Raw genomic sequence first — 19139 nt, 5'->3', positions numbered from 1 at the left:
TTGGTTAGTCTTGAAGACTGCTTAGCCATCTATCGGCCTCTTTTTTAGTGAAAGTAAGGTGAAAAAAATGAACAAACGCATTCTAGAAACATTAGAGTTTGAAAAAGTAAAACAACAAGTACGACAGTTTGTGATCACAGCACAAGGGCAAGAAGAATTAGCCCAGCTTGTGCCAGTGAATGAAGCAGAGACGATCAGATATTGGTTGGAAGAAACAGAAGATGGTCTAAAAGTCCAACGATTGCGTGGCGGTATCCCAATCCCCAAATTAGAGAATATCCGTCCGCATATGAAACGGATCGAAATCGGTGCGGATCTGAATGGGGTCGAGTTAGCACAAGTTTCTCGTGTCTTATCTACTACTAGTGAGTTGCGACGTTTTATTGATGATTTAGCAGATAGCGAGATTGAATTTGCGCGTCTTTATTTTTGGACAGATCAATTAGTCGCTATCCCATCCTTGAGCCGTCGTTTGAAAGAAGCAATCGATGATGATGGGCGAGTGACGGATGATGCCTCTCCAGAGTTGAAGACGATCCGCCATAATATCCGTAGAAGCGAACAAGCAGTCAGAGAACAATTAGATGGGATCGTTCGTGGGAAAAATACCAAATACCTAAGCGATGCCATCATTACGATGAGAAACGACCGCTATGTTATTCCAGTAAAACAAGAATATCGTGGTGTGTTTGGCGGAGTCGTCCATGATCAAAGTTCTTCGGGACAAACACTATTCGTTGAACCAAAACAAGTCGTGGAATTGAACAATCGCTTGCGTCAATATCAAATTGCCGAACGCAATGAGATCCAACGTATTCTAAGTGAGTTGTCGGCGGAGTTAGTTCCTCATCGCCAAGAAATCATCCACAATGCGTATGTCATTGGAAAAATGGACTTGATGAATGCGAAAGCACGCTTTGGGAAAGAACTAAAGGCAATCGTACCGACGATCAGTACAGAAAACATTGTTGATTTGAAGCAAGCCAGACATCCATTGATCGATCAAGAAAAAGTCGTGCCAAATGATATTTCGATTGGGGAAAACTATCAAGCAATCGTCATTACTGGACCAAATACTGGTGGGAAAACCATCACGTTGAAAACATTAGGCTTATTGCAATTGATGGGGCAAGCAGGGTTACCGATCCCGGCGGATGAAGAAAGTCAGATCGGGATCTTTGAAGATATTTTTGCTGATATCGGAGATGAACAATCGATTGAGCAAAGTTTATCGACCTTCTCCTCACATATGACAAATACCGTGGATATCCTTTCCAAAGTCAATGAAAAAAGCTTAGTTTTATTTGACGAACTAGGTGCGGGGACTGATCCTCAAGAAGGAGCAGCGCTAGCCATTGCTATTTTAGATGATCTAGGAAAGAAATCTGCCTATGTGATGGCAACAACACATTATCCGGAACTGAAAGTCTACGGCTACAATCGTTCGAATACCATCAATGCGAGTATGGAATTCAACGTTGACACCCTTAGCCCCACTTACCGCTTGTTGATCGGCGTGCCAGGTAGAAGTAATGCCTTTGAGATTTCAAGTCGTTTAGGATTAGACAACCAAGTCATTGATGAAGCCAAGCAATTGATGAACGATGAAAGTCAAGACTTGAACGAAATGATCACTGATTTAGAGAATCGTCGAAAAATGGCAGAAACAGAGTATTTAGAGATGCGTCATTATGTCGATGAAGCGCAACGTCTGTACAATGATTTGAAAGAAGCTTATAGCTATTTCTTTGAAGAGCGCGAACAAGAAATGGCGAAAGCCAAACAAAAAGCCAATGCACTTGTTTCTGAAGCAGAAGAAAAGGCAGAAAAAATCATCGCAGATATTCGCAATTTACAAAAACAAGTGGGGCAAGGTACGGTCAAAGAGCATCAATTGATCGATGCCAAATCACAGTTAGCCAACTTGCATCAAGAAGAACAATTAAAGAAAAATAAAGTCTTGAGAAAAGCGAAAGAACAGAAAACATTGAAACCAGGTGACGAAGTACTCGTGACGACTTATGGGCAACGTGGAACATTGTTGCGCAAAAATGGCAACCAATGGCAAGTGGAGATCGGTATCTTGAAGATGAACGTTTCGGAAAGTGAATTGACACCGATCGCTCCCCAAAAAGAACCACAGCAACGTGTGATCCATACGGTTCGCTCAGATGCTCACTCCACCGTCTCCAACCAGCTGGATCTTCGAGGGAAACGTTATGAAGAAGCATTAAATGAAGTCGATCTATATTTAGATGCGGCAATTTTGGCTGGCTACCCTCAAGTGACGATCGTTCATGGAAAAGGCACAGGCGCACTAAGAACCGGGATCACCGATTATTTAAAAAATCATCGTAGCGTCAAGAGCTTCGATTTTGCTCCTGGAAATCAAGGGGGCAATGGTGCGACAATTGTTAAATTTAAATAAAGCTTACTAAAGGTAAGCAAATAGCTCGAATCTAGGTACCAATAGTGCTATACTTAGAGTAGACTAATAAATGGAGGTCTTTGATATGGCTCAAGTAATTACAGATGCAACATTCAACGAAGAAACAGATAAAGGGTTAGTTTTAATCGACTTTTGGGCAACTTGGTGTGGACCTTGTCGAATGCAAGCGCCAATTTTAGACCAGTTAGAAGAAGAATATGACGAAGACGAATTCAGAATCGTGAAGATGGATGTTGATGAAAATCCTGAAACACCACAACAATTTGGGATCATGAGTATTCCAACATTACTTTTGAAAAAAGACGGCGAAGTAGTAGAAAAAGCAATCGGTGTTCAATCAAAAGATCAATTACGTCAAATGATTGCCCAACACTTATAAGATTAAGTAACTAACACATCAGACTGAGACAACAATCATATGGATTGCTGTCTCGGTTTTTTTGCGACTAATCAAGTCGTGAAACTGAACAGAGAAGTGGAACAAAAAAGTCATAGATGAAGAGAATAGTATCTATTTTTGGAGACAAGCTACTTAAAAATTTATACAATGAACTGCGCAAAATTTTTCTTATGTCTCTTCGCTTGATACTTCTCTCTCAACCTCTGTTATAATAGCGATATCAGAAATATAAAGGAGCAGTCACCATGAATGAACGAATAAAAAATAAACTTGCATTACTTCCTGATCAGCCTGGCTGCTATTTGATGAAAGACAAAAACGGCACGATCATTTATGTGGGAAAAGCCAAAGTCTTGAAAAATCGCGTGCGTTCCTATTTTACTGGAAGTCATAACACGAAAACGGAGCGATTAGTCAGTGAGATCGAGGACTTTGAGTACATTGTGACAGAATCCAACATTGAAGCATTACTGCTAGAAATCAATCTGATTAAAAAGAATGATCCAAAATACAATATCATGTTAAAGGATGATAAAACTTATCCTTTTTTAAAAATCACGAATGAAAAATATCCTCGTTTGGTGATCACTCGTAAAGTATTAAAAGACAAAGCCTTTTATTTTGGGCCTTACCCGGATGTTGGGGCTGCGAATGAAACAAAAAAGATTTTAGATCGTTTATTCCCTTTACGGAAGTGTAAACCAAGTCAGACAAAAGAACCTTGTCTTTATTACCATTTAGGTCAATGCTTATGTCCCTACTATTTTGATGTAGATCCAGCGGAATATACAAGTATCGTGAACGAAGTCAAACGCTTTTTGAATGGTGGTCATGAGACGATCGAAGCTGAGATCAAAGAGAAAATGGCTAAGGCTGCAGAAAATATGGAATTTGAAAAAGCAGCAGAGTATCGTGATCAAATCAGAGCTATTGAAACGATCATGACAAGACAAAAAATGACAAACACTGATTTGATTGATCGAGATGTGTTTGGTTATGCCATTGATAAAGGCTGGATGTGTGTCCAAGTATTCTTTGTACGTCAAGGAAAGCTGATTGAACGAGATGTATCGATCATTCCTTTTTATAATGAAGCAGAAGAGGATTTCTTAACCTATATCGGACAGTTTTATCAAGAAAATGAACATTTCATTCCAAAAGAAGTGGTGATCCCTGATACGATCGATCAACCGAGTGTTGAGGCGTTATTATCGACAAAAGTCATCCAGCCCAAACGTGGTGAGAAGAAAAAATTAGTCGAACTAGCCAATAAAAATGCAAGGGTGGCATTGAACGAACGCTTTGATTTGATCGTGAGGAAACAAGAACGAACGATCGGAGCGATCGAGCGCCTTGGTAATGCGATGAACATTCCAGCACCCATTCGGATCGAGTCTTTTGATAACTCTAATATCATGGGAACCGATCCAGTAGCGGCGATGGTGGTATTCATCGATGGAAAACCAGCAAAAAAAGAATACCGTAAATACAAAATCAAAACGGTCGTTGGACCAGACGACTATGCTTCGATGCGAGAAGTCATCTACCGTCGCTACGCACGTGTGATACGAGAAGAACTGCCCTTGCCTGATCTGATTTTAATCGATGGGGGGAAAGGGCAAGTCGATGTAGCAAAGGATGTATTAGAAAATCAATTAGGTATCGATATCCCTGTCGCTGGGATGGCTAAAAATGATAAGCATAAAACCAATGAGTTGTTATTTGGAAATGAATTAGAAGTTGTTCCGCTTGAACGAAATTCACCAGAATTCTTTTTATTGCAACGTATCCAAGACGAAGTCCATCGCTTTGCAATCACGTTTCATCGTCAGTTACGTAGTAAAAATAGTTTTGCGTCGCGCTTAGATGAAATTGAAGGGTTAGGGCCAAAACGGAAAAAAATGTTGTTGAAAGAGTTCAAATCGTTAAAAAACATCACCGCTGCGTCAATTGAGGAGTTACAAGAAGTTGGTCTACCAAAAAATGTCGCACAAAATGTTTTCGATAAACTGCATAAAAATTGAACTGAGGGCGCTTTACAAAACCTGTAAAGTGTCCTATCATTTTCATATGTACAATAAAAAACAATAACATAAGTTCTTATGTATAAGTTATTTTATATCGTACAGTAAAGGATAGAGGAATTTAGGATGAAGGAGTGAGAAAATGCTAGAAGTAAAGGATTTGGTTAAGACATTTGGCAGTTATACAGCTGTTGATCATGTTTCTTTTCAAATACCTGATGGGAAAATCATGGGATTGATTGGGCAAAACGGGGCAGGAAAAACAACGACTTTTCGTTTGATTTTAGATTTTTTGACGCAAGATCAAGGAGAAGTACTATGGAACGGCCATCATTTGAGTGAAAAAGATTATGACATCATTGGGTATTTACCGGAAGAACGAGGGCTTTATCCCAAGGTATCGATCCAAGAACAGTTGATCTATTTTGCCGCATTACGGGGAAAAACAAAAAAAGAAATTGAACCTAAGATCGATTTTTGGATGGAGAAATTTCAAGTAAAAGGGAAAAAAACAGATAAAGTTAAGTCCTTGTCAAAAGGAAATCAACAAAAGGTACAACTGATTGCAACACTGATCCACGAACCCAAGTTGATTATTTTAGATGAACCTTTTAGTGGGTTGGACCCAGTGAATGCTGAGCTACTCAAAGACGGAATCATCGAATTGAAGAAAAACGGCTCATGTGTCATTTTTTCTAGTCACAACATGGATAATGTTGAAAAGATTTGTGACCACTTGATCATGCTTCGAAATGGGGAGATGGTACTAGATGGGAAAGTCCACGAGATTCGAGAAGCATTTGGCAGAACAAAGCTATTTTTGGAGTCTGGATTGTCACAACAAGAAGTAGAGGAAATCGCTGGGGTCCAAAAAGTGGTTCTTCGTGAGGATCAATCGTTGGAAATCACGTTGGATCATCCAGATGTAGGGAAAGAAATTTTTACCCGTGCGACACAATTTGGCTATATTCCAATGTTCAATCAACAACCGCCTACTTTAGAAGAAATCTTCAAGATGAAAGCAGGTGAACTACATGGGTAAATTTTGGATCATCACAAAAGATGTCTATTTGAAAAATGTCAAATCGATTTCTTTTATTATTATGATATTAGTCCCGTTTGTCTTGATGGGTGTGATTTACTTAGCAGGTAATTTTGCTCAACAAAACAGTGAAACAGATAAAATCGGTGTGATTGCTGAAGACCAACAAATCACTGATTATTTGAGTCAATCCGATATGGGGGATTTCCACTTTGAAGCTTTTTCATCGGAGGATGAAGCCAAAAGTAAGTTATCTGACGAAAAGATCGATGCGTACATGGTAGTCACGACAGATAATGGAGAAGTATCCGGAGAATTATTTAGTGAAAACTCATTAGGCCAAGCAACACAACTGTTGATTCAACAGCAGTTGACTGGTTTACAGTCGATGATGCGGGCAAGTAGCTTAGGGATCTCTCCTGAAGAAGTGGCTGCATTAAGTCAACCGGCTGGATTTTCACGACAAAAAGTCAGTTTTGACGCCAATGGTGAAATGACGATAGGAGAAGATAACTCAGCTGTTCAATATGCAGTCAGTTATGTCGCAACGATCATTCTATTCATCATCATCTTGACGTATGCACAGATCATCGCGCAAGAGATTGCTTCAGAAAAAGGGACAAGAATCATGGAAGTGATCTTGTCTAGTACCACTGCACAAAAACATTTTTATGGAAAACTAACAGGAGTTCTGCTAGTGGCAGTCACTCAAATGGCTTTATACGGTATCATCTTTGCAGTAGGATTCAATCAGTTCAAAGATATGGAAATCGTTAAAAGTGTACTGGATGGGATTTCTTTGGATAGTATTTTCGGGCCATTCTTATGGTACTCTTTACTATTTATGTTCTTTGGGATCTTGATCTACGCCGTGTTAGCTGCCTTATGTGGCTCACTAGTCAACAAAGCCGAAGATACAGCAAAAGCGATTTTACCAGTGACGTACCTTTCTTTAGGTGGTTATATGCTAGGATTGATCCTTGGTGCATCTGATCCGAATAATATCGTGATCCGCATCACTTCATACATTCCATTCCTATCTTCATATATCATGCCGATCCGCTTGGCAAATGAAACGGTTGAAATAAGTGGCGTATTGATTTCTTTGATCGTCCTAGTGATCATCACATTCGTATTGATGTTCATGTCCGCAAATATGTACAAATCAAACGTGCTTGTTTACAGTGAAGGTGGTATTTGGACGTCATTGAAACAATCGATTTCAATCATGAGAAATGAACGCAAAAAGAAATAAATGTTGAAGTTGTAACAGAAATATTCAATGATGAGAAATAAGCTGAGACACCCGAAAGTTGAAGAACAATTTTCGGGTGTCTCGGCTTATTTTCATAAGAGTTGCTTTTAGACGTATACCTAGAGTGCTTTTGTTTGATTTGAAAAATCCACGATTTTATATGTACCTATTTTTGATTTAGTAAAGTAATTTTGTTGTAAATATCCATTGTGTGTCCTATAATTTTAGGTATACCAATTTTGGAGGCGTTTGGATGGATCAATATTTAGAATTATTGTCAGAAAAATTCCCAACAAAAGAAGAAGTCATTACGGAGATCATCAACTTAGAAGCAATCCTACAACTACCAAAAGGAACCGAATTATTTTTAAGTGATATCCATGGAGAGTTTCCAGCATTTGATCATATATTGAGAAATGGTTCAGGGAATCTACGAGAGAAAATCAAAGATTTATTTCAAGAATGTTTAAGTGAAGAAGAGATGAAACGATTAACGATTTTTGTTGCATATCCGGAATACGCATTAGCGACTGACTGGTACAAAAAACAAGACAAAACAACGTTGATCCATCAATTGATCGAGTTATTGCGATTCACTTCTGTTAAGTATACGAGATCAAAAGTAAGAAAAGCCTTGCCTAAAGAATATAGTTATATCATTGAGGAATTATTGTATGTCGATGATCGTGTGCAAGGGAAAAAATCTTATGTGAGTAAAATCGTTGATCAGTTGCTTGAGATGAATGAAGAAGAGCGCTTTTTAAAAAAGTTAGCGCAGACGATTCAACGAATGGTGATCGATCATGTTCACGTGGTCGGAGACATCTTTGATCGGGGGACACAAGCCGCCAAAGTGATGGACCGCTTGATGGAGATCCATTCAATCGATATCCAATGGGGCAACCATGATATTTTATGGCTGGGGGCATATTGTGGCTCGGAAACTTGTTTGTTGACCTTATTGCGTATCGCTGCGCGGTATAATTATTTATTCGAGTTGGAAAAAGAGTACGCGTTGAATCTGCGTTCCCTTTGTTCGTTTGCGACAGAAACTTATCAGACAAACCCTTTGTTTACACCTAAGAATAGCCAAGACGCAACGGAACGCGAAAGAGAAGAGATGGAAAAAATCCATCAAGCGCTTGCGATCATGCAATTCAAACTAGAATCGCAATTACTGAAACGACGGCCAGAATTTGAGATGGCGGATCGGGATATGTTAGCGAATATCGATTATGAAAAAAATGAGTTGTTTCTGGATGGTCAAAAGTACAAGATCCATCACCCATGTTTCCAGACGATTTCTGCGCAGGAACCGGATCGTTTAACGGCAGACGAACGACGAGTGATCGATATGTTGCTGTATTCTTTTCAACATTCACTCCGAATGCAAAAACATATGGATTTCCTTTTAGAAAAAGGTAGGATGTATCTTGTCACGAACCAAAGTATCTTGTTTCATGGCTGTATGCCGGTAGATGAACATGGTGAGTTTCTAAGTTTTAAACTTGGGAGTGAGACGTATCAAGGAAAGCAATTGATGGCATTTTTTGAAGAACAGATTCGTGAAAGTGCTAAATCACTGAAGAAAACAGAAGACCTAGCGACTGATTTGATTTGGTACGCATGGAGTGGGCCATACTCGCCGTTGTTTGGTAAAAGTAAGATGGCTACGTTTGAGCGTTATTATTTAGCAGAAAAAGAAACGCATGTGGAAGTCAGCAATGCTTACTATCGATTACGAGACAAAGAATGGTTGAGTCAAAAAGTAAGGCGTGAGTTCGGTGTACCTGTCTATGGTTCAGTGATCATCAATGGACATACACCAGTCAAAGTGAAAAAAGGGGAGTCACCAATCAAAGCGGACGGAACAGTTTTCGTGATTGACGGTGGTTTATCAAAGGCCTATCAACGAACAACGGGTATTGCAGGGTATTCGTTGCTATGTAACTCTTATGGCTTTCAAATCGTGACCCACTACCCATTTTTAGGCATCGAGGAACAATTTGAAACAGCCAATGGCTTGGCAGAAGTCAAAAAGGTCATTGATCAACAGTTGCCACGAAAATTAAATCGTGATACGACAAAAGGGAGCGAATTGCAGCGACAAATCGAGCAATTGAAACAGCTGCTTGAGTATCGTAGAAGTTAACTGCAGATCGATGTTCCTTGCATAAAATGAATGAAAGCCCGTCTAGCCGAAACAACATGTTCCTGCTAGACGGGCTTTTCATTTCGTTTGTAACGATCATAACGATTGTACAAAATAATCAAATAATTTTTGATCGAGTGGATTTTTTTGGTGAATAAGCTCAGGATGCCATTGAACACCAAGTATTCGTTGGTCGGGTCTTTTACTTTCAACAGCTTCCACCAATCCATCAGGAGAATACGCTGTTGCTTTTAGTGTGGGAGCAAGATCCCTGATTGCTTGGTGATGATAAGAATTTACAAAATAAGAAGTAGGTAATACTTCGTGGAGGATACTATCTGGTTCGACGGTGATTTCATGCGTAGCAAATTGTGGGGGAGTTGGTTGTTGTTCATGTTTCACTGACCAATTTGGATATAACGTAAGGTCTTGGTAAAGATTCCCCCCTAACGTTACATTCAATAATTGCATCCCACGACACACAGCTAAGATCGGTTTATTTTGTTTTAATGCTTCATTGATCAACGCCTGTTCAAATAGATCCCGATTCAGGTTTGTTTCTGTCAATTTAGGGTGAGGCGCTTCGTTGTAGAGCGAAGGACTGACATCCTGACCACCAGCAAGGAGTAGCTTATCGACGAGCTGAATGTAGTCACGAGCGCTTTCTGTGGAAGAAATAGGGAGAAGCAAAGGCAAGCCCCCTGCTTGCTGTACCGCATTAACAAAACCTTGCGGGGTGTAAGTGACTTGATTTCCTTGAAATGTTTCTGTAGCCCGCAGTAATTGATTGGCCGCGATACCAATTTTTTGATGCATACGATTTCCTCCATTCATAAACTATCTCTATTTTAGCAATAGTTTAAAAAAAATTAAAATATTTGTTTTGGAAAACGTACGTAATTATATAATAGGTAGAATGTTTATCTAAAGTTGCTCATTTACTGTCAGTTGTGAACTTTCTGAAAGGAAAAAGAGATCTGTTAGTTGAAATTTTACCTGAATTTGTTATACTTGTAAGTAAGAAATATATAAATGGTTGGGCGCAAGCTTCAAGGATCTAGTTCTTCAAGGGGTGAGAAGAACATTTTTTTGAAAGTGCCTAGATTATCTGAAGTTATTTTTAGAGGGACATACTTTCAATGAAAAAAGAAAGGATGTCCCTCTTTTTTTTAGAGAAAGGATGTGGGAAATGTGTTAGAAGCGTTAGAAAAAATCCAACAAGCTGAAAAAACAAATGAACAAACCATGCAAAAACTTCATCAGGAATTGAGAGAATACAAACAAATCAAAGAAGCAGAGTTGAATCAATTTCGTATAGACCAGCGGAAACTTTTAGAACAGTTGCTTGAAGAAAAAAAACAAGCAGAACAACATCAAGCTACTGCTGAAAAAAATAAATTGAACGAAGATGCTAAACGATTGCAATCCATCGTACAAGAACAATATGAAAAGCAACGGAAGCAAGCGGTTGACGCAATCATTGAAAGGGTGAAAGAAACTTATGGCCGTCACTAAGATGGAGAAAGTCACTCTTATTTCCGATAAGCGCCATGAGGATGTCCTGTTAAAAACGATCCAAGGCATCCAAAATGTGGAGATCCGAGATCTTTTTCAAGAAACGACAAATAATCAATGGGTCGATACTTACTTTCCTAAAGCAGCGATTTTTGAAAAAGAACCGATTGTCAATGCGCTCTCTAGTCGGATCATGCAAACAAGAGAAGCAGTTCAATTCATTGATCACCACGGGGACAAGCAACAAAAGAAGCAACACCTCAAACGAAGAGAACTGACCTTGCAGGAACTAGAAGCAAATTATTCGGAAGAAGAATTTACGAAGCGATTAACTGAAATATTAGGCTTAAAGAAACAATGGGAAACATTGGCGGAACAACGAGAACAATTGACAGAGCAAGAAGACTGGTTGACACATTGGTCAAATCTAGATTTTATTCCACAAAGCTTTAGCAGCCAACAAACAACAGTTGTGATGGGAACGATCAGTGTTGCTAATGCGACAGAGTTTAGAGAAACATTAGCAAAAATACCAGAAGTCTATGTGGAAGAAATCAGTGAAACGGATCATTTCGCTTATTTGGCTTATGTGGTGCTCAAAACTTCAGCCTCCGCTGTCGATGAAATCGCTACTCGTTATGGTTTTGTCAAAGAAGCATATCCTTATGATGTCACGCCAAAAGAACAGCTACAGAAAATCAAACAAGAGTTGCAAGCTTGTTACGAAGCACAAAAACAATTAGCGATCAAAATCGGTCGTTGTAGTAGTTACATCCAAGAATTGGAATGGGCAGAAGAAATCCTATTAGCAATGGCAGAACGAGAAGCAGTGAAGGATCGCTTTGTCATGGCACCTTACCTGATCGTTGTCCAAGGTTGGGTCGGTGAGGAAGAAAAGCAAGAATTGATCCAGCAGGTAGAAAATGTGTTGTCTGCTGATGAAGTCTTTCTCAGCTTCGAAGAACCAACAGAAGAAGAGATCAATGAAGAAGTACCAACGAAATTGAAGAATCATCCAATTGTTGCGCCATTTGAGATGCTGACGGAAATGTATAGTTTACCTAAGTATCATGAAATCGATCCGACACCATGGATGACGCCATTTTATCTTGTCTTTTTCGGGATGATGGTGGCTGATATTGGTTATGGCTTACTCATGCTTATAGGCGCAATCATTGCACAAAAATTGTTGGTATTGCCTCGAGGGATGCAACGATTTGCTAAGTTTTTCGAGATCTTAGCCATTCCGTCGATCATCTGGGGATTTATTTACAGTTCATTTTTCGGACAAGCGTTACCGACCGAAGTGTTAGGTATCCACTTGCCATTCCCATTGTTGTCTACAACAGATGATGTCAATACGATCTTAGTCTTATCGGTCGTCTTTGGACTTATCCAGATTTTAGTCGGTTTGTTTCTCGCAGCAAAAGAGCATATCAAGCGTAAAGATTACGTGGATGCGATCAATGATGGGTTTGCCTGGCAAGGGATTTTAGTAGGAGTCGTCCTTTTATTGCTTGGTAGTATGATTCTTAAAAACCCGATCTTTGTATACCTAGGTGCAGGATTAGCGATTTTATCAGCGCTATGTATTTTGATCATTCCGATTTTTCAATCTTCTTCCAAAGTCAAAGGTGCCGCAAAAGGGGCGTATAATTTGTATGGATTGACTGGTTATATCGGTGATCTAGTGAGTTATACACGATTGATGGCTTTGGGGATCTCTGGTGGGAGTATCGGCGCTGCCTTCAATATGTTGGTTGCTTTCATGCCGCCAGCCGCACGTTTTAGTGTCGGGATCTTATTGATCATTGCTTTACATGCGTTGAATATGTTCTTGACCTTGCTTAGTGCCTACGTGCATGGAGCGAGATTGCAATATGTCGAATTTTTCGGCAAATTTTATACCGGAGGCGGACGGGCCTTCGATCCACTGAAAACAGCGGAAAAATATGTCAATATCAATCATAAGAAAAAGTAGAAAAAAATTGGAGGAATTTTAAAAAATGATGGATTACTTAATTGCTCAAAATGGTGGAATGGTATTTGCGGTATTAGCAATGGCAACAGCAACGATCTTTTCAGGGATTGGATCAGCGAAAGGTGTGGGGATGACCGGTGAAGCCGCAGCAGCATTGACGACGAGTCAACCGGAAAAATTCGGACAAGCGTTGATTTTACAATTGCTTCCTGGAACACAGGGACTTTATGGATTCGTAATCGCCTTCTTGATCTTTATCAATTTAAATGCAGATATGTCGGTTGTCCAAGGATTGAATTTTTTAGGCGCTTCATTACCGATCGCCTTTACTGGATTGTTTTCTGGGATTGCTCAGGGGAAAGTATCTGCTGCAGGTATCCAGATCTTAGCGAAAAAACCAGAACACGCAACTAAAGGAATTATCTTTGCCGCAATGGTTGAAACTTACGCAATCTTAGGCTTCGTTATTTCTTTCTTATTAGTATTGAATGCTTAAACAAGGAGGAAAAACAATGAACGCCATTGATAATATCATTCGTCAAATGAATGAAACAGCTGAAGCAGAACGAGCGGCGTTTGAAAAAGCAGAACGTGAAAAAATCGATCAGCAGTTCAAAATCGAGCGTGCGCGTTTAGAAACAGATTATGAAAAGCAAAAATCTAAAGAGCTTGAAGAAATTGAAAAGAGTTACCGACAATTAAGAAATCGCCAACAGGTGGAAGTGCGTCAAGCAACACTCAATGAAAAACAAGAATTTTTACATCGTTTGTTTGCTGAAGCACGCCAAGAATTAGAAAGTTGGCCGTCAGAAGATCAACTTTCATTGATGTTCAATATGGTGCAGAATTTATCCTTATCTGGTGAGGTTACTTTATTAGCCGGAGAAAAATCTGCTGCTATTTTAACCAATGAAGTAGTGACAAAGTGGAATCAACAGTTGCCTTTTACCTTGCATCTAAGCGAACGAAGGATTGCCAAAGAAGCAGGATTTTTGATTGATGACCAAGGCGTACAATACAACTTTGTCTATCGTGATCTAGTACAAGAAGTGCAAGAACAGATGCGCTTTGAAATTGCGAAACAACTATTCGAGTAAGGAGGGATCGGTGAATGGATTATCATGAATTAAATCCCTTGATTCGTGGAAGAGAATTAGAACTTTTATCAAAAGAAGATTTTGATCGCATGATCCAGACGAAATCATTGGACGCATTAGGCGAAATGTTAAAAACAACGATTTATCATCCTTATATCTACGAAGGTTTTGAACGGGACTTTGAGGAAAATCTGTTGGCTGAGTCGGGCAAACTATTTACCTGGTTGAAAGAATCGGCGCCAGAACCTGAAGTCGTTTGGGTCTATACGATGCGTTATACGTTCCATAATTTAAAAGTCCTGACAAAAGCTGAGATGACGGGTAAAAATCTAGATCATCTGTACCGTAATGATGGTTTTTATTCATGCGAAGCGTTAAAGCAAGCAATCCATACACAAGCCTCTACAGAATTGCCTTCGCAGTTGATGGATAGTATTCGTGAAGTCCATGAATACTGCGAAGAATCCTCTGTGTTACAAGGAATCGATGTTATCTATGATCGCTATTTCTTGACAGAGCAACGCCGTCTTGGAGAGAAACTTGGGTATCCGGAATTACTGGAAGAAATCATTGCGTTTATTGATTTGACTAATATCACGACGATGGCACGCGGTATCTTGCAACAACGATCCAGCGGTTTTATGACTGCAGTACTTTCAAGTTCTGGCAGTATCCCGAAAGAAACGTTTTTGAGTTTCGTCAAAAGCGAGTTGGATACCTATTTGAACTTTCTGCAAACAACAGATTATCGTCAATTGATCGAACCTGCAATCCATGAAGGAGAACTAGATTTTGTTCGATTAGAACAAATCAAAGACGATTACTTATCTTCGCTGTATGAAGCCGCACAAACGCAGGCTTTTGGCCCGTTGCCTTTACTTGCTTTCTTGAATGCAAAAGAAATTGAGAGTAAAAATCTTCGGTTATTAGTGATCGGTAAGAAAAATCACTTTGATAATGAAACGATCAGAGAAAGGGTGAGACAAGTCTATGACGCATAAAATCGGTGTCGTTGGCGACAAAGATTCTGTTTTACCATTTAAATTATTTGGGTTTGATGTGCACTATGCGACAGAGCCACAAGAAGTGAGGCGCGCAATCGAACAAATGGCAAAAAGCGCCTATGGAGTGATCTATGTCACAGAACAATCGGCGGCGATGACACCTGAGACGATAGAACGTTACAAAGAATCGATGACGCCAGCAATTGTCCTAATCCCTAGCCATCAAGGAACGATGGGGATCGGCGTAGCAGAGATCCAAAAGAGTGTGGAAAAAGCAGTTGGACAAAATATCTTATAGAATGTAAAGGAGATAGTGCATTGCAAATTGGAAAAATCATAAAAGTCTCCGGCCCTCTCGTGATGGCAAAAAATATGTCAGATGCAAGTATCCAAGATATGTGCTTAGTGGGAGAGCTAGGAGTCATCGGCGAAATCATTGAGATGCGCGGAGATGTCGCATCGATACAAGTATACGAAGAAACTTCAGGGATCGGCCCTGGTGAACCCGTTCGTTCAACAGGTGAAGCGTTGTCTGTTGAGTTGGCGCCTGGGATCATTTCACAAATGTTTGATGGGATCCAACGGCCATTGGATACGTTCATGGCGATCACGCAAAGCAACTTTTTAAGTCGTGGTGTCCAATTACCAGCGTTAGACCATGAAAAAAAATGGTGGTTTGAAGCAACTGCTGAAGTCGGGCAAGAAGTCAGTACCGGAGATGTTCTAGGTGTGGTGGATGAAACAAAGATCATCCAACACAAAATCATGGTACCTCATGGCGTCAAAGGAAAAATCAAAAAAATCGAAGCGGGATCATTTACAATCGATGAAGTGGTTTGTGTCATCGAAACAGAAGACGGTTTGCGAGAATTGACGATGTTGCAAAAATGGCCTGTTAGACGGAGTCGTCCGATCAAAGCAAAATTGAATCCGGACGCGCCAATGATCACGGGGCAACGTGTTATCGATACCTTTTTCCCAGTGACAAAAGGCGGAGCTGCCGCTGTACCTGGCCCTTTTGGTGCTGGTAAAACAGTTGTTCAGCACCAAATTGCTAAATGGGCAGATGTCGATATGGTCGTTTATGTTGGTTGTGGTGAACGTGGTAATGAGATGACGGACGTACTGAATGAGTTTCCAGAATTGATTGATCCTAATACAGGTGAATCATTGATGGAACGTACCGTATTGATTGCCAATACATCAAATATGCCAGTAGCTGCACGGGAAGCATCGATCTATACAGGGATCACTATTGCGGAATATTTCCGTGATATGGGATATGATGTGGCGATCATGGCAGATTCCACTTCTCGTTGGGCAGAGGCATTGCGAGAAATGAGTGGACGTTTAGAAGAAATGCCTGGTGATGAAGGCTATCCTGCATATTTAGGTTCTCGTTTAGCAGAATACTATGAACGTTCTGGACGTGTCATTGCTTTAGGTAGTGAAGAACGTGAAGGAAGCATTACAGCGATCAGTGCGGTCTCACCATCTGGTGGAGATGTTTCTGAACCAGTGACGCAAAATACGTTGCGCGTCGTGAAAGTATTCTGGGGATTAGATTCCAGTCTGGCGCAGAAGCGTCATTTTCCATCCATCAATTGGATTCAAAGCTATTCTCTTTATTCGTCAGAAGTGGGACGTTATATGGATCAGATCCTACAAGCGAATTGGGCAGAGATGGTGGCAGAAGGAATGCGTATCTTGCAACAAGAAGAGCAATTGAATGAAATCGTGCGTCTTGTTGGTGTCGATTCACTTTCAGATAATGATCGCTTGACGCTTGAAGTAGCAAAATCCATTCGTGAAGATTACTTACAACAAAATGCGTTTGATGACGTGGATACATTTACTTCTAGAGAAAAGCAATTCAAGATGTTGAAATTGATCCTATCTTTTGGTGAAGAAGCACGTCAGGCGATTTCATTAGGTGCTTATCTCAGTGAGATCATGAAAGGAACTGTGGGATTGAGAGAACGAATCGGTCGTAGTAAATTCGTGCCAGAAACAGAATTAGAGAAATTAGATGAAATCCAAGCGAATATCAAACCAACGATCCAAGCAATCGTTTCAGAAGGAGGAATGACCGATGATTAAAGAATATCGAACAATTGGCGAAGTGGTCGGACCTTTGATGGCGGTCGAGAAAGTCGCTGGGGTGAAATACGAAGAATTGATCGAAGTTCGAATGCAAAATGGCGAGATTCGTCGTGGACAAGTACTTGAAGTACAAGAAGACAAAGCGATGGTCCAAATTTTTGAAGGAACTAGTGGGATCAATCTGAGAGATTCAACGGTCCGCTTTTTAGGGCACCCATTAGAGTTGGGGGTTTCTGAAGACATGATCGGTCGCGTATTCGACGGGTTAGGTCGTCCAAAAGACAATGGGCCAGAAATCCTACCAGAAAAATACTTGGACATCAATGGAGAAGTCATCAACCCGGTGGCTCGTGATTATCCTGATGAGTTTATCCAAACAGGTATCTCAGCAATCGATCACCTGAATACTTTGGTCAGAGGACAAAAATTGCCGGTATTTTCCGGCTCTGGTTTGCCACACAAAGAATTAGCTGCTCAAATTGCGAGACAAGCGACGGTATTAGACTCTTCTGATGATTTTGCAGTTGTTTTTGCTGCCATTGGAATCACCTTTGAAGAAGCAGAATTCTTTATGGAAGACTTCCGCCAGACGGGAGCAATAGATCGTTCGGTGATGTTCATGAACTTAGCGAATGATCCAGCCATCGAACGGATCGCAACACCTCGCATGGCATTGACTGCGGCTGAATATCTTGCTTATGAAAAAGGGATGCACGTGTTAGTCATCATGACAGATATGACCAACTACGCCGAAGCATTACGCGAAATCTCTGCTGCCCGTCGTGAAGTGCCTGGTCGTCGTGGCTATCCAGGGTATCTTTATACGAACTTAGCAACTTTATATGAACGAGCTGGTCGAATCCGTGGGTTGAAGGGTTCTGTGACACAGATCCCGATCTTGACTATGCCAGAAGACGATAAGACCCATCCGATCCCTGATTTGACCGGCTATATCACAGAAGGACAAATCATTTTGACGAGGGAATTGTACAAGAGCGGCATCCAACCACCGATCGATGTCTTGCCTTCACTTTCACGTTTGAAAGATAAAGGGACAGGTGAAGGGAAAACTAGAAAAGATCATGCAGCAACGATGAACCAATTGTTTGCGGCGTATGCTCAAGGCAAACAAGCCAAAGAATTAGCTGTTGTCTTAGGGGAATCGGCGTTGTCAGATGTGGACAAGATCTACGCAAAATTTGCGGAACGTTTTGAAAAAGAATATGTCAATCAAGGTTTTTATACCAATCGCTCGATCGCTGAAACGCTGGATCTAGGATGGGAACTTTTAGCCATGCTTCCACGAACGGAATTAAAACGGATCAAAGACGATCTGCTTGACCAGTACCTGCCAGAAGGGGAGTGAGTGTCAGATGGTTCGATTAAATGTTAATCCGACACGAATGGAATTGACACGACTCAAAAAACAATTGACGACTGCAACAAGAGGACACAAATTGTTGAAGGATAAGCAGGATGAATTGATGCGTCAATTCATCCTACTGATCCGTAAGAACAATGAACTGCGCCAAGTAGTAGAAAAAGAAATGACAGCAGCTATGAGCGATTTTGTCCTTGCGAAAGCTTCATTACCTGAAGCCTTCATTGATGAATTGTTTGTACTACCGGCTGAAAATGTCGAGTTAGCTGTTATCGAAAAAAACATTATGAGCGTCAAAGTACCGATCATGAATTTTGAATATGACGAACAGCTAGGCGAAGCACCGGTGGATTATGGCTATTTGAATTCCAATGCAGAATTAGACCGTTCGATCGATCGTTTTACCTCATTTCTGCCTAAGCTCCTTGAGTTGACAGAGATCGAGAAAACCTGTCAACTGATGGCGGGCGAGATCGAAAAAACACGGCGCAGAGTGAATGCGTTAGAGTACATGACGATCCCACAATTAGAAGAAACGATCTATTATATCAAGATGAAGTTAGAAGAAAATGAACGTGCGGAAGTTACTCGCTTGATCAAAGTGAAAAATATGGGGAACGCTGATTAGCTAAGTCATCTGAGCAAATTAGTAACGTTGGTCGTTCATCCGAGCTACAGTTCTAAGCTCCGAAGAATAGGCCGTAAACGTCGAAAAATATCTTTAACTAATTTCGGA

At 40.5% G+C, this 19139-nt stretch carries 16 protein-coding genes and 1 other annotated feature; of the genes, 15 read left to right on the top strand and 1 reads right to left on the bottom strand.

All coding sequences use genetic code 11. The features are described from left to right. The first annotated feature begins 67 nt into the window (after positions 1-67). The 6 genes from IGJ39_RS10175 to IGJ39_RS10150 all read left to right on the top strand — a co-directional run bounded on the left by IGJ39_RS10175 (position 68) and on the right by IGJ39_RS10150 (position 9322). Positions 68-2428 (top strand): endonuclease MutS2, encoded by a 2361-nt coding sequence (locus IGJ39_RS10175; RefSeq protein ID WP_438764602.1) that lies wholly within the window; start codon positions 68-70, stop codon positions 2426-2428. Positions 2429-2513: 85 nt separating this feature from the next. Further along, entirely contained in the window at positions 2514-2828 is a 315-nt protein-coding gene (gene trxA, locus IGJ39_RS10170; protein ID WP_010734835.1) for a thioredoxin, read from the top strand. A gap of 266 nt (positions 2829-3094) precedes the next feature. Then, the gene (gene uvrC / locus IGJ39_RS10165) at positions 3095-4873 is read left to right on the top strand and encodes an excinuclease ABC subunit UvrC (RefSeq protein WP_019722435.1); all 1779 of its coding nucleotides are present in this window, start codon (positions 3095-3097) and stop codon (positions 4871-4873) included. 142 nt (positions 4874-5015) lie between these two features. Further along, positions 5016-5915, top strand: a complete 900-nt coding sequence (locus IGJ39_RS10160) for an ABC transporter ATP-binding protein (RefSeq protein ID WP_010734837.1) — start codon at positions 5016-5018, stop codon at positions 5913-5915. Next, the gene (locus tag IGJ39_RS10155; RefSeq protein ID WP_010734838.1) at positions 5908-7170 is read left to right on the top strand and encodes an ABC transporter permease; all 1263 of its coding nucleotides are present in this window, start codon (positions 5908-5910) and stop codon (positions 7168-7170) included. Before IGJ39_RS10160 ends, IGJ39_RS10155 begins: the two co-directional genes overlap by 8 nt. Before the next feature lie 253 nt (positions 7171-7423). Next, a complete protein-coding gene (locus IGJ39_RS10150) occupies positions 7424-9322 on the top strand; it encodes a fructose-1,6-bisphosphatase (RefSeq protein WP_438764599.1) in 1899 nt (632 codons plus the stop codon). A 96-nt stretch (positions 9323-9418) separates the two neighbouring features. Here the strand turns inward: IGJ39_RS10150 and IGJ39_RS10145 are convergent, their stop codons facing one another. Then, positions 9419-10138, bottom strand: coding sequence for a gamma-glutamyl-gamma-aminobutyrate hydrolase family protein (locus IGJ39_RS10145; protein ID WP_438764597.1), 720 nt, complete (start codon positions 10136-10138; stop codon positions 9419-9421). A gap of 218 nt (positions 10139-10356) precedes the next feature. Next, positions 10357-10404: a sequence feature (sodium ion sensor (DUF1646 type); this cis-regulatory element may regulate processes involved in with the transportation of sodium ions), on the top strand. Between the two features lie 100 nt (positions 10405-10504). Between IGJ39_RS10145 and IGJ39_RS10140 the strand changes: the two genes are divergently transcribed. From IGJ39_RS10140 to IGJ39_RS10100, 9 genes are read left to right on the top strand one after another with little or no spacing between them, the layout of a single operon-like run. Further along, positions 10505-10837, top strand: a complete 333-nt coding sequence (locus tag IGJ39_RS10140; protein ID WP_438764595.1) for a hypothetical protein — start codon at positions 10505-10507, stop codon at positions 10835-10837. After that, a complete protein-coding gene (locus IGJ39_RS10135) occupies positions 10824-12818 on the top strand; it encodes a V-type ATP synthase subunit I (RefSeq protein WP_438764593.1) in 1995 nt (664 codons plus the stop codon). Before IGJ39_RS10140 ends, IGJ39_RS10135 begins: the two co-directional genes overlap by 14 nt. 25 nt (positions 12819-12843) lie before the next feature. Beyond that, the gene (locus IGJ39_RS10130; RefSeq protein WP_010734843.1) at positions 12844-13314 is read left to right on the top strand and encodes a V-type ATP synthase subunit K; all 471 of its coding nucleotides are present in this window, start codon (positions 12844-12846) and stop codon (positions 13312-13314) included. A 16-nt stretch (positions 13315-13330) separates the two neighbouring features. Next, complete coding sequence (locus IGJ39_RS10125) at positions 13331-13915, top strand: V-type ATP synthase subunit E (RefSeq protein WP_438764591.1); 585 nt, start codon at positions 13331-13333, stop codon at positions 13913-13915. 14 nt (positions 13916-13929) lie between these two features. Continuing rightward, positions 13930-14916 carry a V-type ATPase subunit gene (locus IGJ39_RS10120; RefSeq protein WP_062804879.1) on the top strand — a complete coding sequence of 329 codons (987 nt, stop codon included), beginning with the start codon at positions 13930-13932 and terminating at the stop codon, positions 14914-14916. Next, complete coding sequence (locus tag IGJ39_RS10115; RefSeq protein ID WP_019723168.1) at positions 14906-15217, top strand: V-type ATP synthase subunit F; 312 nt, start codon at positions 14906-14908, stop codon at positions 15215-15217. The genes IGJ39_RS10120 and IGJ39_RS10115 overlap by 11 nt, the downstream gene beginning before the upstream one ends. Positions 15218-15237: 20 nt before the next feature. Then, positions 15238-17019 carry a V-type ATP synthase subunit A gene (locus IGJ39_RS10110; protein ID WP_019723167.1) on the top strand — a complete coding sequence of 594 codons (1782 nt, stop codon included), beginning with the start codon at positions 15238-15240 and terminating at the stop codon, positions 17017-17019. Beyond that, a complete protein-coding gene (locus IGJ39_RS10105) occupies positions 17012-18388 on the top strand; it encodes a V-type ATP synthase subunit B (RefSeq protein ID WP_019723166.1) in 1377 nt (458 codons plus the stop codon). The genes IGJ39_RS10110 and IGJ39_RS10105 overlap by 8 nt, the downstream gene beginning before the upstream one ends. A 7-nt stretch (positions 18389-18395) precedes the next feature. Continuing rightward, positions 18396-19031, top strand: a complete 636-nt coding sequence (locus tag IGJ39_RS10100; protein WP_010734849.1) for a V-type ATP synthase subunit D — start codon at positions 18396-18398, stop codon at positions 19029-19031. Positions 19032-19139: the final 108 nt, after the last annotated feature.

Origin of the sequence: Enterococcus sp. AZ140, from assembly GCF_051714405.1 — a bacterium.
Taxonomy (GTDB): domain Bacteria; phylum Bacillota; class Bacilli; order Lactobacillales; family Enterococcaceae; genus Enterococcus_B; species Enterococcus_B pernyi.
Note: the sequence above shows the minus strand (reverse complement) of the source record. Positions and strands in the feature narration are given on the sequence as shown.

Coding starts and splice junctions, on each gene's coding strand:
- IGJ39_RS10155 (WP_010734838.1), top strand. CDS start 5,908: ATGGGTAAATTTTGGATCATCACAAAAGATGTCTATTTGAAAAATGTC.
- IGJ39_RS10175 (WP_438764602.1), top strand. CDS start 68: ATGAACAAACGCATTCTAGAAACATTAGAGTTTGAAAAAGTAAAACAA.
- IGJ39_RS10135 (WP_438764593.1), top strand. CDS start 10,824: ATGGCCGTCACTAAGATGGAGAAAGTCACTCTTATTTCCGATAAGCGC.
- IGJ39_RS10105 (WP_019723166.1), top strand. CDS start 17,012: ATGATTAAAGAATATCGAACAATTGGCGAAGTGGTCGGACCTTTGATG.
- uvrC (WP_019722435.1), top strand. CDS start 3,095: ATGAATGAACGAATAAAAAATAAACTTGCATTACTTCCTGATCAGCCT.
- IGJ39_RS10125 (WP_438764591.1), top strand. CDS start 13,331: ATGAACGCCATTGATAATATCATTCGTCAAATGAATGAAACAGCTGAA.
- IGJ39_RS10150 (WP_438764599.1), top strand. CDS start 7,424: ATGGATCAATATTTAGAATTATTGTCAGAAAAATTCCCAACAAAAGAA.
- trxA (WP_010734835.1), top strand. CDS start 2,514: ATGGCTCAAGTAATTACAGATGCAACATTCAACGAAGAAACAGATAAA.
- IGJ39_RS10120 (WP_062804879.1), top strand. CDS start 13,930: ATGGATTATCATGAATTAAATCCCTTGATTCGTGGAAGAGAATTAGAA.
- IGJ39_RS10160 (WP_010734837.1), top strand. CDS start 5,016: ATGCTAGAAGTAAAGGATTTGGTTAAGACATTTGGCAGTTATACAGCT.
- IGJ39_RS10130 (WP_010734843.1), top strand. CDS start 12,844: ATGATGGATTACTTAATTGCTCAAAATGGTGGAATGGTATTTGCGGTA.
- IGJ39_RS10145 (WP_438764597.1), bottom strand. CDS start 10,138: ATGCATCAAAAAATTGGTATCGCGGCCAATCAATTACTGCGGGCTACA.
- IGJ39_RS10115 (WP_019723168.1), top strand. CDS start 14,906: ATGACGCATAAAATCGGTGTCGTTGGCGACAAAGATTCTGTTTTACCA.
- IGJ39_RS10100 (WP_010734849.1), top strand. CDS start 18,396: ATGGTTCGATTAAATGTTAATCCGACACGAATGGAATTGACACGACTC.